The sequence below is a fragment of the Pseudomonas sp. Sample_22 genome, assembly GCF_004307635.1.
GTDB lineage: Bacteria > Pseudomonadota > Gammaproteobacteria > Pseudomonadales > Pseudomonadaceae > Aquipseudomonas.
Map to the genome: position 1 here is coordinate 124,946 of NZ_RCNY01000081.1, position 23,300 is coordinate 148,245.

The 23,300-nt window shown below is 58.8% G+C and carries 24 protein-coding genes; 11 read left to right on the top strand and 13 right to left on the bottom strand.

Going from position 1 to position 23,300, the window contains the following annotated elements; translation table 11 throughout:
• Positions 1-20 precede the first annotated feature (20 nt).
• A complete protein-coding gene (locus D8U73_RS20505; protein WP_056855451.1) occupies positions 21-1,346 on the bottom strand; it encodes a sigma-54 dependent transcriptional regulator in 1,326 nt (441 codons plus the stop codon).
• 345 nt (positions 1,347-1,691) lie between these two features.
• Between D8U73_RS20505 and D8U73_RS20510 the strand changes: the two genes are divergently transcribed.
• The 3 genes from D8U73_RS20510 to nhaB all read left to right on the top strand — a co-directional run bounded on the left by D8U73_RS20510 (position 1,692) and on the right by nhaB (position 5,117).
• A complete protein-coding gene (locus tag D8U73_RS20510) occupies positions 1,692-1,958 on the top strand; it encodes a hypothetical protein (RefSeq protein ID WP_056855452.1) in 267 nt (88 codons plus the stop codon).
• 287 nt (positions 1,959-2,245) lie between these two features.
• Positions 2,246-3,535: a hypothetical protein gene (locus tag D8U73_RS20515; RefSeq protein ID WP_130905612.1), complete on the top strand. Its 1,290-nt coding sequence runs from the start codon at positions 2,246-2,248 to the stop codon at positions 3,533-3,535.
• Positions 3,536-3,614: 79 nt separating this feature from the next.
• Complete coding sequence (nhaB, locus tag D8U73_RS20520; protein WP_130905613.1) at positions 3,615-5,117, top strand: sodium/proton antiporter NhaB; 1,503 nt, start codon at positions 3,615-3,617, stop codon at positions 5,115-5,117.
• A gap of 177 nt (positions 5,118-5,294) precedes the next feature.
• Here the strand turns inward: nhaB and zwf are convergent, their stop codons facing one another.
• Complete coding sequence (gene zwf, locus D8U73_RS20525) at positions 5,295-6,818, bottom strand: glucose-6-phosphate dehydrogenase (protein ID WP_056855455.1); 1,524 nt, start codon at positions 6,816-6,818, stop codon at positions 5,295-5,297.
• Positions 6,815-7,795 (bottom strand): phosphogluconate dehydrogenase (NAD(+)-dependent, decarboxylating), encoded by a 981-nt coding sequence (gene gnd / locus D8U73_RS20530; RefSeq protein ID WP_056855456.1) that lies wholly within the window; start codon positions 7,793-7,795, stop codon positions 6,815-6,817. The genes zwf and gnd overlap by 4 nt, the downstream gene beginning before the upstream one ends.
• Positions 7,796-8,068: 273 nt before the next feature.
• Here gnd and D8U73_RS29245 point away from each other — a divergent pair, with 273 nt between their 5' ends.
• The 3 genes from D8U73_RS29245 to D8U73_RS20540 all read left to right on the top strand — a co-directional run bounded on the left by D8U73_RS29245 (position 8,069) and on the right by D8U73_RS20540 (position 10,573).
• Positions 8,069-8,245 carry a DUF6026 family protein gene (locus tag D8U73_RS29245; RefSeq protein ID WP_177336590.1) on the top strand — a complete coding sequence of 59 codons (177 nt, stop codon included), beginning with the start codon at positions 8,069-8,071 and terminating at the stop codon, positions 8,243-8,245.
• A 200-nt stretch (positions 8,246-8,445) separates the two neighbouring features.
• A complete protein-coding gene (locus D8U73_RS20535; RefSeq protein ID WP_130905614.1) occupies positions 8,446-10,188 on the top strand; it encodes a phosphoethanolamine transferase CptA in 1,743 nt (580 codons plus the stop codon).
• A 169-nt stretch (positions 10,189-10,357) separates the two neighbouring features.
• Positions 10,358-10,573, top strand: coding sequence for a hypothetical protein (locus tag D8U73_RS20540; protein ID WP_056855458.1), 216 nt, complete (start codon positions 10,358-10,360; stop codon positions 10,571-10,573).
• Positions 10,574-10,686: 113 nt separating this feature from the next.
• On the opposite strand, the gene D8U73_RS20545 is transcribed toward D8U73_RS20540, so the two are convergent.
• From D8U73_RS20545 to D8U73_RS20575, 7 genes are all read right to left on the bottom strand, one after another.
• On the bottom strand, positions 10,687-11,178 hold the full coding sequence (locus D8U73_RS20545; protein ID WP_056855459.1) for a GNAT family N-acetyltransferase: 492 nt from the start codon (positions 11,176-11,178) through the stop codon (positions 10,687-10,689).
• A 91-nt stretch (positions 11,179-11,269) separates the two neighbouring features.
• Positions 11,270-11,851, bottom strand: coding sequence for a DinB family protein (locus D8U73_RS20550; protein WP_130905615.1), 582 nt, complete (start codon positions 11,849-11,851; stop codon positions 11,270-11,272).
• 18 nt (positions 11,852-11,869) lie between these two features.
• On the bottom strand, positions 11,870-12,988 hold the full coding sequence (zapE, locus tag D8U73_RS20555; protein WP_130905616.1) for a cell division protein ZapE: 1,119 nt from the start codon (positions 12,986-12,988) through the stop codon (positions 11,870-11,872).
• Positions 12,989-13,018: 30 nt separating this feature from the next.
• Entirely contained in the window at positions 13,019-13,360 is a 342-nt protein-coding gene (locus tag D8U73_RS20560; protein WP_056855462.1) for a nuclear transport factor 2 family protein, read from the bottom strand.
• A gap of 51 nt (positions 13,361-13,411) precedes the next feature.
• Positions 13,412-14,128 (bottom strand): YafY family protein, encoded by a 717-nt coding sequence (locus D8U73_RS20565; protein ID WP_130905617.1) that lies wholly within the window; start codon positions 14,126-14,128, stop codon positions 13,412-13,414.
• Positions 14,129-14,287: 159 nt separating this feature from the next.
• The gene (speB, locus tag D8U73_RS20570) at positions 14,288-15,247 is read right to left on the bottom strand and encodes an agmatinase (protein ID WP_056855464.1); all 960 of its coding nucleotides are present in this window, start codon (positions 15,245-15,247) and stop codon (positions 14,288-14,290) included.
• A gap of 13 nt (positions 15,248-15,260) precedes the next feature.
• Positions 15,261-16,352, bottom strand: a complete 1,092-nt coding sequence (locus D8U73_RS20575) for a polyamine ABC transporter substrate-binding protein (RefSeq protein ID WP_130905618.1) — start codon at positions 16,350-16,352, stop codon at positions 15,261-15,263.
• Between the two features lie 101 nt (positions 16,353-16,453).
• Between D8U73_RS20575 and D8U73_RS20580 the strand changes: the two genes are divergently transcribed.
• The 3 genes from D8U73_RS20580 to D8U73_RS20590 all read left to right on the top strand — a co-directional run bounded on the left by D8U73_RS20580 (position 16,454) and on the right by D8U73_RS20590 (position 19,434).
• Positions 16,454-17,347: a LysR family transcriptional regulator gene (locus D8U73_RS20580; RefSeq protein WP_056855465.1), complete on the top strand. Its 894-nt coding sequence runs from the start codon at positions 16,454-16,456 to the stop codon at positions 17,345-17,347.
• Positions 17,348-17,432: 85 nt separating this feature from the next.
• Entirely contained in the window at positions 17,433-18,899 is a 1,467-nt protein-coding gene (locus D8U73_RS20585) for a nucleobase:cation symporter-2 family protein (RefSeq protein ID WP_130905619.1), read from the top strand.
• 61 nt (positions 18,900-18,960) lie between these two features.
• Positions 18,961-19,434 (top strand): LEA type 2 family protein, encoded by a 474-nt coding sequence (locus D8U73_RS20590; protein WP_130905620.1) that lies wholly within the window; start codon positions 18,961-18,963, stop codon positions 19,432-19,434.
• A gap of 17 nt (positions 19,435-19,451) precedes the next feature.
• Here D8U73_RS20590 and D8U73_RS20595 read toward each other — a convergent pair whose 3' ends face one another.
• Positions 19,452-20,375 (bottom strand): carbon-nitrogen hydrolase family protein, encoded by a 924-nt coding sequence (locus tag D8U73_RS20595; RefSeq protein ID WP_056855467.1) that lies wholly within the window; start codon positions 20,373-20,375, stop codon positions 19,452-19,454.
• An 84-nt stretch (positions 20,376-20,459) separates the two neighbouring features.
• Here D8U73_RS20595 and D8U73_RS20600 point away from each other — a divergent pair, with 84 nt between their 5' ends.
• Positions 20,460-21,368 carry a LysR family transcriptional regulator gene (locus D8U73_RS20600; RefSeq protein WP_130905621.1) on the top strand — a complete coding sequence of 303 codons (909 nt, stop codon included), beginning with the start codon at positions 20,460-20,462 and terminating at the stop codon, positions 21,366-21,368.
• 4 nt (positions 21,369-21,372) lie between these two features.
• Here D8U73_RS20600 and D8U73_RS20605 read toward each other — a convergent pair whose 3' ends face one another.
• Positions 21,373-21,627, bottom strand: coding sequence for a hypothetical protein (locus D8U73_RS20605; protein ID WP_130905622.1), 255 nt, complete (start codon positions 21,625-21,627; stop codon positions 21,373-21,375).
• Between the two features lie 163 nt (positions 21,628-21,790).
• Between D8U73_RS20605 and D8U73_RS20610 the strand changes: the two genes are divergently transcribed.
• A complete protein-coding gene (locus D8U73_RS20610) occupies positions 21,791-22,108 on the top strand; it encodes a DUF883 family protein (protein WP_056855470.1) in 318 nt (105 codons plus the stop codon).
• Positions 22,109-22,165: 57 nt separating this feature from the next.
• Here D8U73_RS20610 and D8U73_RS20615 read toward each other — a convergent pair whose 3' ends face one another.
• Entirely contained in the window at positions 22,166-23,206 is a 1,041-nt protein-coding gene (locus D8U73_RS20615) for an Ldh family oxidoreductase (RefSeq protein ID WP_130905623.1), read from the bottom strand.
• Positions 23,207-23,300: the final 94 nt, after the last annotated feature.

A 23,300-nucleotide genomic window follows, 5' to 3' on the forward strand; every position in this document is an offset into this window, starting at 1 on the left:
CAGGCTTTTTTGTTGGCTGCCTAGCGAATTTGATGCTTGTGCAACAACCGATAGAACGTCGGCCGCGAAACGCCCAGCACCCGTGCAGCCACACTCAGGTTGTCACTATGGCGATTCAACACATCGCACAGCGCCTGACGCTCGGCCCGGGTCTTGTAGTCCTCGAGCGTGCCCATTGGCGTGGCAATTGCCTGCTGGCTAATCAAGCCCAGATCCCGCGCTTCGATCTGCCGGCCTTCAGCCAGTACCAGCCCACGACGGACCCGGTTGGCCAGCTCCCGGACATTGCCCGGCCAATCATGTTTACCCATGGCAATCAACGCGTCTTCACTGAAGCTGCGAGGACGGCGCCCGGTTTCATGGCTGTAGAAATGGGAAAAGTGGTTGGCCAGCATCGACAGATCGCCATGACGCTCACGCAGTGGAGCTGTCACGACTTGCAGGACATTCAACCGATAGTACAAGTCTTCACGAAAGCGCTTCTTTTCAATCGCTGCTTCAAGATCAACGTGGGTCGCAGCCAAAACCCGCACATCCACGGGAATAGGCTGACTGCCACCGACCCGTTCGATGTGTTTTTCCTGGAGGAACCGCAGCAGGTTGGCCTGCAGTTCCAAAGGCAAATCACCGATTTCATCGAGAAACAACGTGCCGCCATTGGCCGCTTCGATTCGTCCGACCTTGCGTTGATGGGCGCCGGTAAAGGCCCCCTTTTCGTGGCCGAACAGTTCCGACTGGATCAGATGCTCAGGTATTGCCCCGCAATTGATCGCGACAAAAGGCTTGCTGTGACGTTGGGATTGTCGATGCAGCGTGCGCGCGACCAATTCCTTGCCGGTACCGCTCTCGCCCCGGATCAGCACCGGCGACTCGGTGGGTGCCAGTTTGCTCAGCAGTTTGCGCAGCTCCCGTATCGGCTTGCTGTCGCCAAGCAATTCATGTTCAGGCTGATCGATATGAACAGTGCCCTGACCGCGCAGGCGCGCCATGCCGAACGCGCGCCCGAGCGTGACCTGTACCCGGGATACATCGAACGGCAAGGTATGGAAATCGAAAAACCATTCACAGACAAAGTCGCCTACGTTCTGCAATCGCAGGACTTCCTGGTTGAGAACGGCAATCCACTCCGTACCGCTGCGGCTGATGAGTTCTTTGACGGCATCCGGTCGTTCGAGGTGAAAAGGCTGCAACCGTAGCAGCCCCACGTCACACGTTCGGTCGATGGCGTTTTCCAGCGAACAGCTGTCTACATCCCAACCCACGGAGCGCAATCCCGGTAATAGACGATGACAGTCGTCACACGGGTCAACCACTAATAGACGTCGTAAGGCAGGCGCTTCACTCATGACTGTTCCTTGGCGCCAAATTTAAGAAATTTTATTAAAAACAGTCATTTGGCGGACCTGGCTGTAACATTAGCAAGAATTTGACGTGTGCTTGTACCGATTGACTATAGGGTTATTGCGTAATTAGTTATAAGCAGGTAGTTGGATAGTTACCTAACGAACTTCAATCTTTCATTAAGCTTTCAAATAGCCACTTTTGCCTGGGCCTTTCGAAAGAAAGTTGAAATTTCTTTTGTTTGGGTGTGACCTGAACCTTGGTTGCGGACATCAGTACAAGTAACCAGCCGATTGGTAAGCCCAACCTTCGGCACATCATCTGATTGGGCAATACTGAGAGAACATTCCATGAACGCCCCGATCCGTATCAACGAAGCTCTTTTAATTGCCGACCGCGCTTTCAAGCCTTTTCAGTGCGTGGCCTGGGCGCCACAGGATGGCAACGGTGAACTCAGCCTGACGGTTATTGACCGGACCAATACCAGTATAGGTCGCAAGCTGATCCCCAGCAGTGCCTACACCGATCCGGCACAGCTCGAACGTTTGCTTGAACAGGCCCGTGCCGAGTTGAGCGAAGAAGGTTACACGCTCCAGTCATGGTCGATGCCGCATTGATCCTTGTGCGGATTACTCCATGAGTAATCCGCGCCCTCTTTGTCTTGATTAGTTGCCTGGTCAACCCTGGCATATCTGTATTTGCGACGTATTGCTATTTGAACTCCGCAACGCCTGGATTCTTTGCAGGCTTGCCTTTGGTTCGAAAAGACACTGTTGTGGCGCACTACGACCCTCCGTCTGTTAGTTCTGTCAGTTGTGCATCCAAGCATTCAAGGATTGAATGATCTCCTTATCAGGTCGCCTCCCCCAATCCGGATAAGGACGACTCGCAAGGAGATGCGTGCATGTCAACCCAGTCCGTTTTAGCCTTCCCTCTACCCGCCCATTCCTCGGGACAGCTCGACACACGTTTTGCCTCCCATGGCCAAGCGCAGGTGTATTTCGCCGACAGTCTTTCAAGCATGACCAACGGGGTCACGATCGATTCCAGCGGCCGGCTGTTGGTGGCGGCGAAAGTCGGCATGGCGGACGGCAGCCGTTTCGGTCTGGCGCGCTTGCTGGAAGATGGCTCGGCAGATTTGGGCTTCGGCAAACAAGGCAGCATCATCGGCCAGTTCGAACCGGGCTTCGATGCGATGGCCGGGAAGGTTCAGGTACTGCCGGATGGTCGCCTGCTGGTCATCGGCCTGCATTACGAGAATGCCCACCGCACGCTGCCGGCCCTGGCGATGTTCGACGCACAAGGCCGTCCCGTCCAGGAATTCGGTGACAACGGCCTTTGCGTCGTTCGATTGCCGGGCAATCTGTCCCATGGTGTGCGCGATGCCTGGCTGCCACCCGGCGTGCCGGGGGCCGAAGCTTGCGATATCAACGTCCAGGAGGATGGCCGGATTTTGCTGGTGGCCAATCACCATTTTGAGCTGGCAGACCACGCTGGCATTCTCATACGCCTCGACACCGATGGATCCCTGGACCCAACCTTCAATGGGCGAGGTTTCGTGATCGTCAGGCATTTGCTGATGAACACCTGGCTCAGTACGCTGAAACTGCAGAGTGATGGCCGAATCCTTGTCGGCGGCTCGATCAACTTCCCCGAGGAAGGTTTGCTGGCCCGTTATCACAGTGACGGCAGTCTTGATGAAAGTTTTGCCGTGGACGGTTTCATGAGCTTCAAGGCGCAGGGCCGCAGTGCCCAGATCAGCCACATCGTCCAGCATCAAAACGGTGACATTCACTGTTTTGGCAGCAGCCGCGATCCGATGCATTGTCTTGCCTTGAAAGTGCACAGTAATGGTCGTCCGGACATTCATTGCAACGGCGGCCTGCCGCAATTGCTGGAAATCGCTCGTGGAGGCAGTCAATGGACCGCCGCTCACCTGGAGCCTGATGGCCATGTGCTGACCGCCGGAGCCACCATCGGTGGTATCGAGGCCGATTTCCTGGTGGGCCGCTATCAACCTGACGGGCAGCTGGATTCGGACTTTGGCGACCGCACCGGATGGGTTCGCACGCGTCTGGGCCGCAGCCTCGACACGGCCACCTCTATCACCGTCCAGGACGATGGCAAGATCGTTGTCGGCGGCTATTCACTTGATGGCAACTATCGGGCAGTTGTCGCTCGCTATCTGGCCTAGTCAAAAGGTACTTTTCCTACACTTGATCTTCTTCTCCGCTTACGGCAACTTGCGCGCTTCTTTATACAAGGAGTAGCCGATGTCCGGTTCCATGGCCCAGGCGTTCGCGCATAACTTTCTCGGCAACTCACCCCGCTGGTACAAGGTTTGTATTATCAGTTTCCTGATACTCAACGCGTTGGTCTTTTGGACCGTAGGGCCGGTTGCCGCAGGATGGCTGTTGGTGCTGGAGTTCATCTTCACCCTCGCCATGGCGCTCAAGTGCTATCCATTGATGCCGGGTGGCTTGTTGTTGGTCGAAGCGCTGCAGCTGAAAATGACCACCCCTCAGGCACTCTACGACGAACTTCTGCACAACTTTCCGGTGATCCTGCTACTGATGTTTATGGTGGCGGGTATCTACTTCATGAAAGATCTGCTGCTGTTCCTGTTTTCACGCTTACTGCTAGGGGTTCGCTCCAAGGCAATGCTGGCGTTGATGTTTTGTTTCCTGTCTGCGTTCTTGTCGGCGTTTCTCGATGCATTGACGGTGACCGCCGTGATCATCAGCGCCGCCGTGGGGTTCTATTCGGTGTATCACCGCGTGGCATCCGGCTCCGATCCGCGTCAGGACAGCGAGTACGGCGATGACCAGAAACTACCTGCACTTCATCATGGCGACCTGGAACAATTCCGCGCGTTCCTGCGTAGCCTGCTGATGCATGGCGCAGTGGGCACCGCGCTCGGCGGCGTTTGCACACTGGTGGGTGAGCCGCAAAACCTGTTGATCGGCCATGAAATGGGCTGGCACTTTTCCGAGTTCTTTCTGAAGATCGCGCCGGTCTCGTTGCCGGTGTTGGTGGCAGGCCTGGTGACCTGCGTAGTGTTGGAGAAGCTGAGCTGGTTCGGATACGGCACGTTGCTGCCGGACAACGTACGCGCGGTGCTGGCCAATTACGCTGATGAAGACAATGCCGAGCGTACTTCGCGTCAGCGCGCTGCATTGATCGTGCAAGGCGTGGCGGCCTTGATTCTGATTGTCGCGTTGGCATTCCATGTGGCGGAAGTCGGCCTGATCGGGCTGATGGTCATTGTGTTGATTACCGCGTTTACCGGTATTACTGACGAGCATCGGCTTGGCAGTGCGTTCAAGGACGCCATGCCGTTCACTGCACTCTTGGTGGTGTTCTTCGCTGTAGTGGCGGTGATTCACGATCAGCAGTTGTTCACGCCGCTGATCCAATGGGTGCTGGCCCTGCCCGCCGATCAACAACCGGGCATGCTGTTCATCGCCAATGGCTTGTTGTCTGCCATCAGTGACAACGTGTTTGTCGCGACCATTTACATCACCGAAGTGAAGCAGGCATTCATCTCCGGACACATGAGCCGCGAGCATTTCGAAACGCTGGCCATTGCGATCAACACCGGCACCAACCTGCCAAGCGTGGCAACACCCAATGGCCAGGCAGCGTTCCTGTTTCTCCTGACATCCGCTATTGCACCGCTGATTCGACTGTCCTATGGACGCATGGTCTGGATGGCCTTGCCCTATACCGTGGTAATGGGTGCGTTGGGTTGGTATGCCGTGAGCTACTGGCTGTAATCGTTCTATCCCTGCAGGGGCTGCCGAAGGCGGCGATTTCTTGATCTTGAACTTGAACTTGAAGAACAAAATCAAAAAATCGCAGCCTCAGGCACCTCCAGAGGGCGGTATCTGAGGCTCGAACCCCACGGGCAGCAGCAACGTGCCGTCCAGGTCATCGGGCAGAACGCGGGTCGCTCAGTCCAAACAATGCCAGACCCGACCATCACGGCTCAGCAGTTCTTCAGCGGACGGCGGACCGTCCTCGCCCGCCGCGTAGCCTTGCACCGTTGAATCCTGCTGCCAGGCATCGAGAAAGGGTTGCACTGCGCGCCAGCCATTCTCGATGTTGTCGGCACGCTGGAACAGCGTCTGATCGCCGGTCAGGCAATCGTAGATGAGCGTTTCGTAGCCGGTGGACGGCTGCATCTCGAAGAAATCCTTGTAGGCAAAACCCAGTTCGATGTTGTCCATCTTCAAGGCCTGCCCTGGCCGTTTAGCCAGCAAATCGAACCACATGCCTTCATTGGGCTGGATCTGGATCCGCAGATAGGTCGGGGCCAGTTCATCGACTGCGGTATCGCGGAATTGCGCGTAGGGCGCCGGTTTGAAGCAGATGACGATCTCGGTGTCACGCACACTCATGCGTTTGCCGGTGCGCAGGTAGAACGGCACGCCAACCCAGCGCCAGTTGTCGATCATGACTTTGAGGGCGACATAGGTTTCGGTATTGCTGTCGGGGGCCACCTTGTCCTCTTCGCGATACCCCGGCATGGGTTTGCCGTCGACCTCGCCAGCGGTGTACTGCCCGCGCACCGAGTTGGCCCGGGCCTCTTCGACCGACCAGGGGCGGATCGCACCAACGACCTTGGCTTTCTCACTGCGCACGGCGTCAGCGGCAAAAGCAGCCGGTGGCTCCATGGCAACCATCGCCAATAATTGGAACAAGTGATTGGGCACCATGTCGCGCAGGGCGCCGGTGTGTTCGTAGAAACTGCCACGGGTTTCCACGCCGACGGTTTCGGCGGCGGTGATTTGCACATGGTCGATGTAATGGTTGCTCCAGAACGCTTCGAACAGGCTGTTGGAAAAGCGGCTGACGAGAATGTTCTGTACGGTCTCTTTGCCCAGGTAGTGATCGATGCGGTAGATCTGCTTTTCCGACATGACCTTGAGCAAGCAAGCGTTCAACGCTTCGGCGGTGTGCAGGTCAGACCCGAAAGGCTTTTCGATCACCACCCTTCTGAACGCCTCGGGCGTTTCTTCCAGCAGACCGGAGGCGCCGAGGCGGCGAACGACCTCACTGAAGAAACGCGGCGCGGTAGCCAGGTAAAACACCGCGTTGCCAGTGCCGCTGTCGGCAATTTTCGCCGCCAGCGCTTGATAGGTGCTGTCGTCCAGGAAGTCGCCCTGGACGTAGCTGATGTTTCTTGCGAGTTGAGCCCACAATTGCGGATCAAGAGACTGATCTCCCTTGCCGACCTTGGTGGCCACTTCGTTGCGAATGAAGTCTTCGAGTTTTTTCGCGAAGCCTTCATCACTGATGGCGTTGTGGTCAACGCCAATGATCCGCAGTCCATCCCCGAGTAACCCGTCGCGCTTGAGGTTATACAGCGCCGGCATCAGCAGACGCTTGACCAGATCACCATGTGCGCCAAACAAAAACAGAGTGGTCGGTGGTGCGGGTTCAGTCTTGGATTTTCTGCGGATCGCATGGGTCATTTTTTCGCAGTCTCCACGTGGCCGCCGAAGCCGAAGCGCTGGGCCGAAAGGACTTTGTCGCCAAATGAGCCCTGCCCGCGTGAACGGTAGCGAGAGAACAGCGAGTTCGACAGCACCGGCACCGGCACCGCTTGTTCCATGGCGGCTTCAATGGTCCATTGACCTTCGCCGCTGTCGGCTACGGAGCCGGAGAAACCATCGAGTTTCGGATCGCTGGCCAGCGCGTCGGCAGTCAGATCGAGCAACCATGAGGACACCACGCTGCCGCGACGCCAGACTTCGGCAATGTCGGCGACGTTCAGGTCGAAGCGCTGATCTTCGGGCAGTTTCTCGCTGTTCTTGGTCTTGAGGATGTCGAAGCCCTCGGCAAAGGCCTGCATCATTCCGTACTCGATGCCGTTGTGGATCATCTTGACGAAATGCCCGGCGCCAGCAGGGCCGGCGTGGATGTAACCGCGCTCGGCACGGTCGTCATCGGACTTGCGGTCTTTGGTGCGCGGGATATCTCCCATGCCCGGTGCCAGGCTTGCGAACAACGGGTCGAGGCGCTGAACGGTCTCGGTATCGCCGCCGATCATCATGCAGTAACCGCGCTCCAGGCCCCAGACGCCACCGGAAGTACCGACATCGACGTAGTGCAGACCTTTTTCGGCGAGGGTTTTCGCCCGGCGGATATCGTCCTTATAGAAGGTGTTGCCGCCATCGATAATAGTGTCGCCGGCTTCGAGCAAGGTGCTCAGGGTGTTGATGGTGTCTTCGGTCGGTGCGCCTGCCGGCAACATGACCCACACCGCTCGCGGCTTGCTCAGGCCAGCCACCAGGGCCGGCAGATCGGCTACGCCGGTGGCACCCTCTTCGGCCAGGGTTTCGACAAAAGCGGTATTGCGGTCGTACACAACGGTGGAATGTCCGTTGAGCATCAGGCGCCGCGAAATATTACCGCCCATGCGGCCCAGTCCAATAATCCCGAGTTGCATGTGCTGATGCTCCCTACTACAAATAAAAAGTGTGTCAAAGGTTATAGCCCAACGCGACTCATTCGGTTTAGTCCAGCGAGCAGGCGTGAAGTTTCCGGGCATTGTGCCCGATCCTGATTGATAACGTCGGGAATCGTGCCGAAGACACACCGACCATGAAAAATAAAAAAGTTCCCTTCGGGGGCAAAAGAAATCAAAATTGGCGCCGATAGTAGATCAGCCGCTGATTTCAGGCGGATCTACAGTTGAGACACGCCATTTGCGAGGTGAGCAATGGGCACAGTACACACCGCACTGCCAGCACAAACCCTTTACGTCACAATTCGTCGCGATGAATTGCGTCAGTTGAAAGATGAGCACGAGCAAATGAAGCAGGAGCTGGCGCACTTGCGCTTGCTGATCCAGGGTCAACAGCCGTTAGCGGTGACCCAGCGCGCCCCTCACGCCTGATCTCTCGCTTGAATCGGAAGCAGCACCGCCCTGCTTCCGACACGCCATAGCGCTTTGCCAGTCCTGGCAACTCACAAAGTTTTCACATCCGCTTGTTGATACTCCGGTTCATTGTGGCCGCTCGGTATGCGCGCGCCTCCCGTTCGTCGGCGACTTTGCAGTGGCTCGACGGTGGAAGTGAATAGAGATTGGAGCGGTGAATGTCTTGGTTTAAACGCAGCGAACAGTCTGCGAATGGTTTCGATTGGGCAGGCTTTCTCTGGCTCTTCCTGTTCTTCTGGTATTTTTCCGGCATCACCCAACTGCTGATTCAGTTGACCGGCACTTCCGGTTTTTCCGGCTTTCGCCAAGCCTTCGTGATGAGCGCCATCTGGCTCGCGCCGATGTTGCTGTTCCCGAAACAGACCCGCGTCATGGCTGCCGTGATCGGTGTTGTGCTGTGGGCCTGCTCCATGGCCAGCCTGGGTTACTTCTTTATCTATCAACAGGAATTTTCACAGAGCGTCATCTTCATCATGTTCGAATCGAACGTGTCTGAAGCCGGCGAATACATGACGCAATACTTTGCCTGGTGGATGGTCCCGGCCTTCCTCGCCCATACCGCCTTCGGCTACTTCCTGTGGACGCGCTTGCGCCCGGTGTACCTGCCGCGCGGCAAGGCTTTGGTCGCAGCCACAGCGATCCTGGTGGCCGTTGTCGGTTATCCATTAGTCAAGCAAACCCTGCGCACCGGCAGTTTTGCCGCCGGCTTCGAAAAATTCGAAACCCGTATCGAACCGGCAGTGCCTTGGCAGATGGCTGTGGCCTACCACCGCTATCTGGACACCCTGGCCGGCATGCAAGAAATGCTCAACAGCGCCAGCACGATTCCACCCCTGCACAACTTCAAGGATTCGATGGCCAACCAGCCCTCCACCCTGGTGCTGGTAATCGGTGAGTCCACCAATCGGCAACGCATGAGCCTGTACGGCTACCCGCGCAAGACCACGCCGGAACTGGACAAGCTGAAGGATCAACTGGCTGTCTTCGATAACGTCATCACGCCACGCCCCTACACCATCGAAGCGTTGCAGCAGGTATTGACCTTCGCCGACGAAGACAACCCTGACCTGTACCTGAGCACGCCTTCGCTGGTCAGCATGATGAAACAGGCCGGTTACAAGACCTTCTGGATCACCAACCAGCAGACCATGACCAAGCGCAACACCATGCTCACGACGTTCTCCCAACAGGCCGACGAGCAGGTGTACCTGAACAACAACCGTAATCAGAACGCCGCCCAGTACGACGGCGACGTCATCGAGCCGTTCAACAAGGCCCTGGCTGACACAGCGCCGCGCAAGCTGATCGTCGTGCATTTGCTCGGCACGCACATGAGTTACCAGTACCGCTACCCTTCGACTTTCGACAAGTTCAAGGATCGCAATGGGGTTCCGGCCGGTGTCCGTGACGATCAGTTGCCGACGTACAACAGCTACGACAACGCGGTGCTGTACAACGACTTCGTGGTGTCGAGCCTGATCAAGGACTACGCCAGGACCGACCCGAACGGCTTTTTGCTGTACCTCTCCGATCACGGTGAAGACGTCTTCGACTCCCCGGGCCACAGCACGCTCGGGCGCAACGAAAGCAAACCGACAGCGCCGATGTACACCATCCCTTTCATGGCCTGGGCCTCGCCAAAATGGCGTGAAACCCATGACTGGAACTTTGCCGCTGATCTGGGGCGGCCGTACAGCAGCTCCCATCTGATCCACACCTGGGCAGACTTGGCGGGCCTGAGTTTCGATGAGCTCGATCACAGCAAGAGCCTGGTCAGCGACAGCTTCAAACCTCGCCCCTTGATGATCGGCAACCCTTACGAGCGGCAACAGCGGGCGTTGATTGATTTCAGCCTGATCAAACCGAAAGCGCCGGTCGCGGCGGAAGTTGTCCTCAAATAGTCAGTTCATTGCAACACAAACCCGGTGGGAGCACGCTTGCTCCCACCGCAGATTCAAAGATGTGCAATAGCGTTCCCATTTAACGGAATCGGCGGATAATGAGCGTTCGACTTTGATTCATTGACTCATGGACGACAGGCATCCGACATCTGTAAGTGGGAGGCACACCATGAAACGCACCACACTCATTCTCGCCGCACTCATGACATTCGGTTCCGCCAGCGCATTTGCCGAAGGAGGCGCCGAGCGCATGAGGTATTACTTCGAAACGCTGCGCTACAACCAGCAACTGGCACTGGGCAATATCACGCAAAGCCAGGCCAACGAGCTGCGAGTCCCGGACGACCAAACCGCACAAATGACTGAAACCTACAAACCGAAATGATTGACCTGGCTACTTGCTTGCAAGCGCGAGCCTGCTCGCGATGATCGCCGACGATGGCGCGTGAACTCTGATTCACCGCGGCGTATTCGCCTTCTTCGCGAGCAGGCCCCCTCCTACAGTGGCTTGATCCAGAACATCATGCGCCCGTGGGCGGGGTCGAACTCGCCTGGCGCAAAGCCGAACTTGCCGTAGGAGGCTTGCGCCACCGCATTGCCCTCCAGCACCTCCAGAGTGATTTTGCAGCAGCCACGCTGACGGGCTATTTCTTCGACCTTTTGCAGCATCCGCTGGCTCAAACCCAACCCGCGAAACTTCGGCACCACCGCCACATCGTGGACATTGACCAATGGCCGGCAGGCAAAAGTCGAAAAGCCTTCAAAGCAATTGATCAGCCCGGCTGGTTCGCCATTGACGAACGCCAATACACTGAACGCATGCGCGCGCTTGGCCAGCTCGCCCGGTAGATGCTCCAGAACACTGGCGGCCAAGGCATGACCGCCGCCCATCGGGTCCTGGGCGTAGCTGTTCAGCACCAGCCCGATGGCTTCGGCATGCACCGGGTTGGTGTAGCTGGCTTGCAGTACAAGAATTTCTGCGGAATCCATTTCCATCCTCGATCGAAAAAAGGCCCCGGAACGCAGTTCGTCCTGGAAGGCCGGCGTGACGATATCGCGAGCAGCAAAAAATCGAAAGGTCCTAATGCCCCCAGATCAAGGCTTCGGTCCAGCCTAACTCGGCGAAATCCTGTGCTCGCAGGGACGATTCACCCGCGCAGAAAAACTCGTCCAGTTGCGGTGGTTTGACCCGCGTTCCACTGAGCATCGCGTGAACCTGGCCACGATGATGGATCTGATGCTCGAACAGATGTGACAACAGGCGTAAACGGCTGTCGTACTGCGGCGTATCGCGGGCAATGGTAACGATTTTGCCCAGATCGGCGTCACGCATTTGTTCGCAATAAGCGATCAGGCGTCGGTCAACATGTGCCTGTTCGCGCTTGAGATCCACAGCGCGGGTGAACGGCTCGTCCTCATTGAAAAACACTTGGCAATCGGGATGAGGCTCATCGCCGCGCAGCTCCCGCTCAAGGGCATCCACGTAAAACCAGTCGCAAGTCAGGATGTGATTCAGGGTCGCGCGGATACCGGGAAAGAAACTGACGCGGTGCGCCTGCAGCTCATCCTCGCTCAATTGGCACCAGGCCTTGGCCAGGCGATGATTGGCCCAGGCATTCTGGTAAGCCATGGTCAGCAAGTGATGCGAAAGAGGTTGATTCATGGTCATTCCTCCTGGGGTTCAAACCTCGGCGAAACGTTCCAGCTGCATTTCCTGCAGACGACTGAGCGTGCGGCGGAACGGGAATTCCAGATAACCCTCGGTGTACAGCGCATCCATCGGCACTTGTGCTTCGAGGTATAACGGCACTTTGCGGTCGTAGCACTCATCCACCAGGGCAATAAAACGTCGCACGCCGTCGTCGTGCACCGACAACTGCGGCAACTCCCGGTCGCCGGCTTCCACGCGCACGGGCGCGTCTTCGGTGCCCCGGGCAATGCGTCCGGCACGTTTTTGCGCGCTGAGGTTGGGCACGTCACTCAGCACAATAGCGCTGAAGGTGTCACACAAAGCCATGAAATCCATGGCGGCGAACGGCTGCTCACAGAGATCGGCGTAACGACACCAGAGCACGGATTGACTGGCTTGCACCACAGCCAGCGGTCGATAACCCACGTTGATCGGCGCGCTGGAAACCGTTTGCCCCACGGTCAGGACCTTGAACACATCCGCCAGCGGACTGGGCTGTCCGGGTTCGGCAACCCAGTAGCGTTGCAACCCCTGCCCCGGATGCAGACGATGATCCTCGCCGCCGTCGACTGCAATCACCTGCATATGCTGTTTGATCGCGGCAATGGCCGGCAAGAACCGGTCGCGGTTGAAGCCATCGGCATACAGTTGATCGGGTGGAAGGTTGGAGGTGCAGACCACCACCACGCCCTGTTCGAACATCACCTGGAACAGGCGCCCGAGAATGATTGCGTCACCAATGTCGTTGACGAACAACTCATCGAAGCACAGCACCCGCACTTCTTCGCTCAATTCACGCGCCAGCGCCTTCAGCGGGTCAGCGGTACCGGTCAATTGAAACGAGCGCTGGTGCACCCAGCCCATGAAATGGTGAAAGTGCTGCCGCCGGGCCGGCACCCGCAAGTGCTGGTAAAACTGATCCATCAACCAGGTCTTGCCGCGCCCGACCGGCCCCCACAGATAAACGCCCATGACGGGCGAGCGCCCTTCATGCAGCGCCTCATGGCACTTCTGCAAGGCCCAGACGGCATGTTCCTGGGCTTCGTCCTGGACGAAGCCCTTCTGTTCGATGGCGTGTTGCCAGGCTTTGAGTGGGGAGTCGACATTCATGCGCGGCAGTATGCCACCAGATCGCGACAGCTACAGTGAAATGTCCAACCGGGCGATCTTGCCCTGATCATTGAGGCGGAACATGTAGCGCAACGTCAACGGACTGCCGGGAAATGTGCCGGAAATCAGGCCGTTGACCAGCACCTTTCCAGTGCGTTGCTGCACTCCCAGCACTTCGACCCGTGGCTGGTACCGCTCGGCCGTGTCCTGCATCCATTGGGCGATGGCCTGGGTGCCGACCCGATGCTGGCCCTCATCGAACACATTGGCATCTTCAGCGAAAAAACTGCCGACGCGCGAAGTGTCACGGGCATTGGCGGCAGCAATGTAGGCGGCGATGGCCGGCGCCAGCGCAGAAGCTGAATGAGACATGATATGGCTCCTTGTTGGTTGATTCTGGAGCCATGCTAGAACAGGTGAATGTCAGTTCTTGTCAGGAGTGAAACGCCCTGCATCGTCCAGTTGCATCTGCTTGCGCCATGTTCGCAGCAGGTCGCTGCGTCGCCCCGGATAGCGCTCGCCCTGCTCCCTCGCTTGCGAAATACGGTCTGTGCGAAAGGTGCGATAGGCACTGCGCAATTCGCACCAGGCGACGATGATTCGCACCTCATTGAGAAAACCCAGGGCCAGTGGCCAGATCAACCGCTGACTGGGCACTTGCTGCGCGTCTGCATAATCGATGTGCAACTTGGCTTGACTGCGAATGGCCTGGCGAAACACGTTCAACGGCACCGCATTTGGCGCAAAGCCATAACCGGACGGTCCCGGCAGAACGGTCGGGTTGTGCAACGCGTCCAGCGCTTCCGGCGCCAGTACCGCGGCAATCTTGGCCAGGGCGTCGGCAGCGGCTTTGCTCAATACCTCGTCCCCTCGCTGGTCGACATAACGCAAGCCAAGCACGATGGCTTCGGTTTCATCGGCATTGAGCATCAACGGAGGCAGGAACAGACCGCTGCGCAACACGTAGCCAATTCCCGCCTCGCCATAGATCGGTGCACCGAGGGCGGTGAGTTCGGCGATGTCGCGATACAGCGTGCGTTCGGAGATCTCCAGTTCCCCGGCCAGCGTCGCCGCCGTCACCGGCCGGCTTCTGCCGCGCAACACTTGCAGCAACGTCAGTAAACGAGTGGTTCGCGACACGATCGGCAGGCCCAGTCCGGAAATTCGAGTGAGCTTAGCAGAGGCCACTGACAGAAATTGGCAGTAGCAAACACTCAGATTCGGGCGCCATCATAGCGCCCGCTTGAAGTGTGCAAAATCATTTGGCCAGTTCAGCTTGCTCCCACGGGAGATTGCTACTTAACGGTCGACTTTATGTTTTGCCGCATAGAGGCACAACATTTCCATTGCCAACGTCGCCGCCGCGAGCGAGGTGATGTCTGCATTGTCATAGGCTGGCGCCACTTCCACCACATCCATGCCCACCAGATTGATCCCGCGCAAGCCGCCGAGGATTTCCAGCGCCTGCACCGTGCTCAATCCGCCACACACCGGCGTGCCGGTCCCCGGGGCGAAAGCGGGGTCGAGGCAGTCGATGTCAAACGTCAGATACACCGGATTGTCGCCGACCCGCGCCCGAATCGCTTCGACGATTGCATCCACGCCACATCGATGCACCTGTCGCGCGTCCAGCACCTCAAACCCCTGATGATCATCGTTGGTGGTGCGCAAGCCGATCTGCACTGAGCGCGACGGATCGACCAGCCCTTCCTTGGCCGCGTGCCAGAACATGGTGCCGTGGTCGATGCGCTTGCCCTCTTCGTCCGGCCAGGTGTCGCTGTGGGCGTCGAAGTGGATCAGCGACAGCGGCCCGTGTTTGCGGGCGTGAGCCTTGAGCAGCGGATAGGTAATGAAGTGATCGCCACCAAAGGTCAACATCGCGCTGCCGGCACCGAGGATATGTTCGGCGTGGGCTTCGATGGCTTGCGGAGTCGACTGTGGTGAACCGTAATCGAAGTCGCAATCGCCGAAGTCGATCACCGCCAGATGATCGAACGGGTCGAAGGCCCACGGCCAGTGGCGTTCCCAGGCAATCCCGGTGGACGCTGCACGAATGCCGCGTGGCCCGAAGCGTGCGCCGGGACGGTTGCTGGTGGCGGTGTCGAACGGCACACCGCTGACCGCCACGTCGACACCGCGCAAATCCCGGCTGTAACGACGGCGCATGAAACTGGTGATGCCAGCGTAAGTACTTTCGGCCGCGGTGCCGTAGAGGCTGTCACGGGTGATGGCTTGGTCGTTCTGCGCTGGGACGTCCATTGAAGGCTCCTTGTTATTGACGGCTACGGAAACTGGTCCATACGCGGGTGCGCTGGCGCATGTCCTTGAGGCTCATGCTGCGGTCGGCATACAGCCGCTCACGCACCTCGGCGGGCGGGTAAATGTCCGGGTCGGTGCGCACAACCTCATCCACCAGCGGCGTTGCAGCCTGGTTGGCGGTGGCGAAAAACAGGGTATTGGTCAGTGCGGCGACGGATTCAGGGCGCAGCATGAATTCGATGAACTGGCGCGCCGCTTCGGGGTGCGGTGCATCCTTGGGGATTGCCAGGTTGTCCTGCCACACGAGCGTGCCTTCCCTGGGAATCCGGTAGGCAATGTCATAGGGCTTGGCCGCCTTGCGCGCCTGCTCGGCGGCCATGCTCGCGTCACCGTTGTAGGTCAGTGCCAGGCACACACTGCCATTGGCCAGATCATTGATCTGCCGGCCGCTGGCGACGTACAGCACCGATGGCTGCAATTGCTGCAATAACGCCTGGGCCGATTCGAGATCGCGCTTGTCGGTGCTGTAGGGGTTTTTGCCCAAGTAGTGCAGTGCCAGGCCGATCACCTCTTGCGGTGAGTCGATGATCGCAATGCCGCAGTCCTTGAGCTGGTGGGCATATTCGGGCTTGAACAGCAGGTCCAGGCTATTGAGCGGCACGTTCGGCAGGCGTTGTTTGACCGCCTGCACATTCATTCCCAAGCCCAGCGTGCCCCAGGTGTAGGGCACGCCGTAGCGGTTGCCGGGATCGACCGCCGCCAGTTTTTCCAACAGGTCGGGATCAAGATTGGCGTAACCCTTCAAGCCATCGTGGGGAATGGCTTTGAGTGCACCCGCCGCCAGGCCGCGTGCCAGCACACTGGAGGACGGCACCACCACGTCATAGCCACTGCCACCGGTCAGCAGTTTGGTTTCCAGCACTTCCGGCGCATCGAAGGTGTCGTAGCGCACATGAATGCCGGTCTCCTGCTCGAATCGCTTCAAGGTTTGCGGTGCCACGTAATCGGCCCAACTGTAGAGGTTGAGCACTTTCTCCTCGGCACTGGCCGACGCGGACACGACAAGAAACAACGCGGGTAAACACAGCTTGAACGTGGGAGCCATGACGAACACCTGACCATTGGAAGTGGTTGCAGGATGCCGCGTCGGATACATTGGTGAAATATCACGTTTATTAACCTGACATTACCCGGGAGTAATGTTTGATGCTCGGTCAACTCCACGATGTGGACCTGCAACTGTTGCGTCTGTTTGTCAGTGTGGTGGAGTGCGGCGGCTTCAGCGCGGCGCAGGGCGAGCTGGGCTTGAGCCAGTCGAGCATCAGCCAGCAAATGGCCAAGCTCGAGACTCGCCTCGGCTATCGGCTGTGCAGCCGTGGCAAGGGTGGCTTCAATGTCACGCCCAAGGGCGAGCAACTGCTCAACGCCACGCGCAGCCTGTTCGAGTCCATCGAAGCGTTCCGTCACCAATCCAATGGCGTGGCCGGTCGCCTGATCGGCGAAGTGCGCCTGGGCTTGTCCGAAGCGCTGGATCAATCGGTGCTGCAACGGGTCGCGGAGGCCATCCGACGCTTTCGCCAGCGCGACGAATCGGTGCGTATTGAGTTGATGAGTGCCATGCCCGGCGAAATGGAACGCCTGCTGCTGCAACAGCGACTGGATTTGGCGATCGGGTACTTCTCGCAGATCCAGAACGCTTTTGATTACCGCCAACTTTTCAGTGAAACCCAGCATTTGTATTGCGCAGTCGGCCATCCGCTGTTCGCCGATGCAGCGCCGGATGACCGGGCCCTGCAAGCCTGCGACCGGGTCGATCACCCTTACCGCTTCCTGCGCAGTGACGAGCCCTTCCAGGGCAAACTGTGTTCGGCGCGGGCAGAACAGGTCGAAGGCACCCTCGCCTTTATTCTGTCCGGCAAGCATATCGGTTATCTGCCCAGCCACTTTGCCCGTGCTTGGGAAGACAAAGGCCTGTTGCGCGCGGTGCGCCGCGAGGAAATGAGTTTCGACGTGGCGTTTCATCTGGCCAGGCATCGGGCGCTGGTGCCGGGGGATGCGCAGAAAGCGTTTGAAGAGGATTTACTGGCGGCTTTTGCCTGAAGGTTCTTTTGCCGTGATCGGACCGTTCTGGCATCCTGCGCCTCCATTTTCCGACCCGGTCCCGCCTCCCGGCACGCAAACCACCATGACCTCCCCAGAAAAAACCCCGCGCAATAATGACCTGATCTACGGCCTCGACGACCGCCCTCACCTGACGGCTACCGTGTTCGCAGCCCTGCAACATGTGCTGGCCAGTTTCGTCGGTATCATCACGCCGACGCTGATCATGGGTAGCGCCCTCGGCCTGCAAAGCGAAATACCGTACCTGATCAGCATGGCGCTGTTCGTTTCCGGCCTGGGCACATTTGTTCAGGCGCGACGCTTCGGACCGGTCGGTTCAGGCCTGCTGTGCCTGCAAGGCACGAGTTTTTCGTTCATCAGCGTGATCCTCAGCGCCGGGTTCATGGTCAAGGCCCGGGGCGGCGGCACCGATGAGATTCTCTCGACGATCTTCGGCGTGTGCTTCTTCGCCGCGTTCATCGAAGTGGTGCTGAGCCAATTCATCGGCAAGCTGCGTATGCTGATCACCCCGGTGGTGACGGGCACCATCATCACCCTCATGGGCTTGTCGTTGATCAAGGTCGCGATGACCGACATTGCCGGCGGTTTCGGCGCGCCTGACCTCGGTGCAGCGAGCCATCTTGGCCTGGCCGCACTGGTGCTTGGCACTATCGTGGTACTCAACCGCGTGGACGTGCCGTTCCTGCGCCTGGGGGCAATCGTCATCGGCCTGACCCTTGGCTATGTCGTCGCCTGGCTGCTGGGGCACGTCGATTTCGCCAGCCTGCCTGCTGTGCCGTTGATGAGCGTGCCGGTGCCGTTCAAGTACGGCTTCTCTTTCGATTGGGTCGCGTTCGTGCCGGTGGCGGTGATTTTCCTGGTGTCGCCACTGGAAGCCGCCGGTGACCTGACCGCCAACTCAATGATCTCCCGGCAGCCGGTCAAAGGCCCGGTGTACATTCGCCGGATCAAATCCGGATTGCTGGCTGATGGTCTCAACTCGGCGATGGCCGCGGTGTTCAACAGCATGCCGATGGTGACGTTCGCGCAGAACAACGGCGTCATCCAGCTGACCGGCGTGGCCAGCCGTTACGTGGCGTTTTTCATTGCGGGTTTGCTGGTCGTGCTGGGGCTGTTCCCGATGATCGGCGCCGTGCTGCAATTGATGCCAAAACCGGTACTCGGAGGCGCTGAACTGGTGATGTTCGGCACGGTTGCCGTGGCCGGGATCAAGATCCTCGCCGAAGCCGGTCTGCATCGGCGCAACATGCTGATCGTGGCGATTTCCATCGGCATGGGCCTGGGTGTGGCCGCGGTGCCGGAAGTCTTGCGTGAGCTGCCGAAGGCGCTGCACAACATCTTTGAATCGCCGATCACCGTCGGTGCATTGTGCGCCATCGTTCTGAACATCTTCCTGCCGGAAGAATTCATCGAGCTGGAAGAAGACGATTTCGATCCTGAAGCGTCGATTCTGCAGGTCATGGAAAACCCGGATGTCCCGGCCAAGAGTGAACCCGCCAGACCTGCGGTTGTCGCACAGTTGAACAGCTAGGCAAATGCTCAAGGGCCGAGCCATTGCGGCTCAGCCCTTTTTTACTTGTGAGAGCACGTCCATGCGCAGCGTCCACGCCGTTATCCTTTCCCTGTTGTTACTCTCCCTCAGCGCCTGCGCCCTGCTCCCGAATCGCGATCCGTTGAACATCAATGTGGTTGGCATCGAACCTTTGCAAAGCCAGGACATGGAGATCCGTTTTGCGGTGAAGATTCGTGTGCAGAATCCCAATGAGGGCTCGATCAGTTTCAACGGGGTGGCGCTGGATCTGGACATCAACGGCCAACCCTTCGCTTCCGGTGTCAGCGATCAGTCGGGTTCGATTGCGCGCTTCTCCGAAACCGTGCTCACGGTTCCCGTCAGCGTCTCGGCGTTCTCGGTGCTGCGCCAGACCTTCGGCTTGAGCAAGACGCAGACCCTGAACAACATGCCCTACATCCTGCGTGGCAAACTCGCCGGCGGCTTGTTCGGCACCATGCGCTTTGTCGATAGCGGCAAGCTCAGCCTGCCAGGGCCGGCGACGGGCAGCCGGTAACGCTGCAGATGCAGAGGCTATGAAGCAAAGCGCACACCCGGTTTCGCTCGCTCATCCACCGTCAACTCGAACACATCCGGGCGCGCATAGTGCCCGACCACGTCGTAGTCGTAACGCGCGCGGATCAAGTCGTCCGTGTCAATTTCGGCGGTCAGCAAACCGCGACCACCACGCAGCGGACCGGCCAAAATATCGCCCATCGGCCCGACAATCACACTGCCGCCAGCAATCAATGGCCGGTCCGAAGGCCAATTGGCGACTTCCAGGCCCAAGGCCTGTGGCGAGTCCTGAACCTGACAAGCGCTGACCACAAAGCAGCGCCCCTCGTGCGCGATGTGCCGCATGCTGACTTGCCACATTTCCCGCTCATCCACCGTCGGCGCGCACCACACCTCCACCCCCTTGGCGTACATCGCTGTGCGCAACAGCGGCATCATGTTTTCCCAGCACACCACCGCCGCGACCCGCCCGACCTGGCTGTCGATCACCGGTAACGTCGAACCATCGCCCTTGCCCCAGATCAGCCGTTCGGTGCCGGTCGGCATCAATTTGCGATGCTTGCCGACCAGTCCCGCCTGCGGATCGAAATACAGCGCAGTGCAATACAACGTGCTGCCCGAGCGCTCGATGACGCCGATCACCAGGTTGGCGCCGGTACGCGCTGAAAGCCCGGCCAGCGCTTGCGTTTCCAAGCCCGGCACGTCGATGGCGTTGGCAAAATAACGGGCAAAGGCTTCGCGCCCTTCCGGCAGTCGATAGCCCAATTGGGTGCCGAACCCTTCACCTTTCGGATAACCGCCGAGCAGCGCTTCGGGCATCACCACCAGAGCGGCGGCGGATTCGATGATCGCACTTTCATACGACAGAATTTGCTCCAGCGTGTCGGCCTTGCCGCCGGGCAAGGCGCCGATTTGCAGCGCAGCAACGATTGACTTGGGCATCACAGTAACTCCAGCGGGGTCAGATGTTGCTGATTCTGCGGCGACACGGGATCATGAATAAAGCCCAGTCAGCTGCTGAATGATATGAACCAAATGAATATCAGCGATATCGATCTCAATTTGTTGAAAGTCTTTGAAGCCCTGCACGAAGAGTCCAGTGCCAGTCGAGCGGCGCTGCGCCTTGGTGTCACGCAATCGGCGGTCAGTGCCGCATTGCGGCGGTTGCGTGAGGTGTATGGCGACCAATTGTTTGTCCGAACCGGCCGGGGCCTCGCGCCAACGCTCAAGGCCAATCAACTCAAGCCGGTGGTCAGCGATGCACTGAATAAATGCCGGCAGAGCCTGGCGATGGTCGATCCGACTACCCACCATTACGACGGACGCTCGGTGAGTATCGGCTTGTCGGATGATTTCGAGATTGCCTACGGGCGTCGGCTGATAGAGGAAATTGCCCGCTGCGCGCCGAAGTTGCGCCTGATCTTTCGCCAGACCCACAGCCAGATCGTCGCTCAGGCCTTGATGGAACGCAGCATCGATCTGGCGATTACCGCCGGCGGGTTCGCCGAACGCTTGCTGAGCCGTCAGGTGCTGGGGGAAGGAAGTTACTTGCGTCTGGTCGACCCGCTGAGCCTCAGCGAGGGCCAGCAGACCATCAGTCTGGAGGAGTTCGTCACCCGTGAGCACATCCTTGTGTCTTCGGGGGGCTTTATCGGCATTACCGATGAAGGGCTGGCGGCAGTGGGCTTGAGTCGCCGGGTGTGCGCCTCGACCACGCACTTTGCAGCACTGCCGCATCTGCTCAAGGGCAGCCAGGCGGTGGCGACCATTCCGGCTCACGCGGCCAGGAGCATTGCTGCGCTCAGCGGCCTGACATTGCTGCCTTGCCCCTTGGCATTGCCGCGCTATCCGATCGAACTGGGCTGGCGTACCAGCACCCAACCAGACCCGGTGGTGCTGAAAGTGCGCGAGGCGATCGTGGCGAGTTTTATGTAGCGACTTACTTGTTGGCGGCCATCAGGCGATTGACTTCACTGCGCACCATGTTCGAGTACTCCGGTGGCGACATGCCGTCCAGCTCGGAACGAACCCACTCGGCCCACTTGCCTTTGCGTTTAGCACGTTCGCCAAACAAGCGCGCCGCTTCACCCTTGGCTTTGCCCAGGTTGTTTTGCCAGAGTTCGAACAGACGGGATTTTTCATCTTCAAGCGCAGCGCGCTCGGCGAGGGATTTGTCGGCCAGATTGAAGCTCATGGGATTTTTCCTGCTGCATAAAATAGGCGACATCTTACACTGTAGGATGAATCGTCCTGCGCTGGATTTCTTTGGAATCGGGCTGACGCGAGAAATCGCTGCAACTTTTTCCAGTGCCGAGGACTCCATTGTTCACTGTTCACCCACTGCAAGGAGTACTTCAATGGCCCGGAAAACCGCCGCACAGGCTGCCGATGAACAAATCAAGGATCAAGCCTTCAGCGAGCTTCAATCGCTGATCGAAGAGTCGGAAAAGCTGCTCAAAAGCAGTGCCTCACTGGTCGGTGAGGAAGCAGAGACATTGCGTGGGCAAATCGCCCTGAAACTCCAGCAGGCCCGGGATTCGGTGACCAGCGTACGCAACCGGACACTGCCTGCAGTCGAGGCCACTGAAACCTACATCGGCGGCCACCCTTGGCAGACGGTTGCGGTATCGGCGGGTTTCGGCCTTGTGGTGGGGATGCTCCTGGCACGCCGCTGATCATCAACCTGAACACAAAACCTGTGGGAGCGAATTCGCTCCCACAGGTTTTTCAGATCAGAGCCCTGCCAGCTCCCGCAGATCCGCCAGTGTCTGCTCATCGAGTGCGATGCCGTCGGCTTGCGACTTGGCCCGCTGATAGTGACGCCGATCACCCGGCAATCGCTTGAGCCCCACACCGTGCATCTGTCGCACCAACTCCTGACTGCGTTCGGCGAAGTTCTGCCCGGCGGCTTTGCTCGGGTCGATGACGATCACCAATTGACCGGTCCAGGGAGTCTTTGCGCCCGGGTGATTTTTCCAGTCGAACTCGAAAGAAAAATTACCCCCGGTCAACGCCGCCGCCAACAGCTCCACCATCATCGACAGCGCCGAGCCCTTGTGCCCGCCGAACGGCAACAACGCGCCACCTTCAAGAATCGCCTTCGGGTCCTGGGTCGGCTGACCGAGACTGTCCACGCCCATGCCGGGTGCCAGGCGCTCGCCCTTGCGCGCAGCGATCTGAACATCGCCGTGGGCGATGGCGCTGGTGGCCAGATCGAACACGATTGGCTCACCGTCAGCCCGAGGGGCAGCGAAGGCAATCGGGTTGGTGCCGAACAACGGTCGATCGGCACCGTGGGGCACCACACACGTCATGCTGTTGACCACACTGAGCGCCACCAACCCTTCATAGGCAAAGGGTTCAACGTCCGGCCAGAGTGCCGCGAAGTGGTGGGAATTACGGATCGCCAGGACCGCGATGCCCGCGCTGCGAGCCTTTTCTATCAATAGTGGCCGAGCGGCAGCCAGGGCCGGTTGCGCAAAACCGTTTTTGGCATCGACCCGGACAAACCCCGAAGCCACATCCTCGACCGTCGGAACAGCCTGGCCGTCGACCCAGCCGCTCTTGAGCGTCGAGACATAGCCAGGCATACGGAACACGCCGTGGCTGTGGGCGCCGTCGCGCTCGGCACCGGCGCAGTTTTGCGCCAGCACCCGCGCGACATCGGCCGAAGTGCCGTGACGCAGGAATATCTTCTCAAGCAGTGCCGTCAGCTCATCGAGTGACAGGTTTTGCGAGACAACAGTAGACACATGTTCGTGTGGCGCAGACATCTGAAGCTCCAGACTAATTATTGGAGGGGGCTACAGCGTACGTAGAGCGCCGATTAACAACGCGCGGCGTATGCGCTGTCAACCCTTCGGTGGT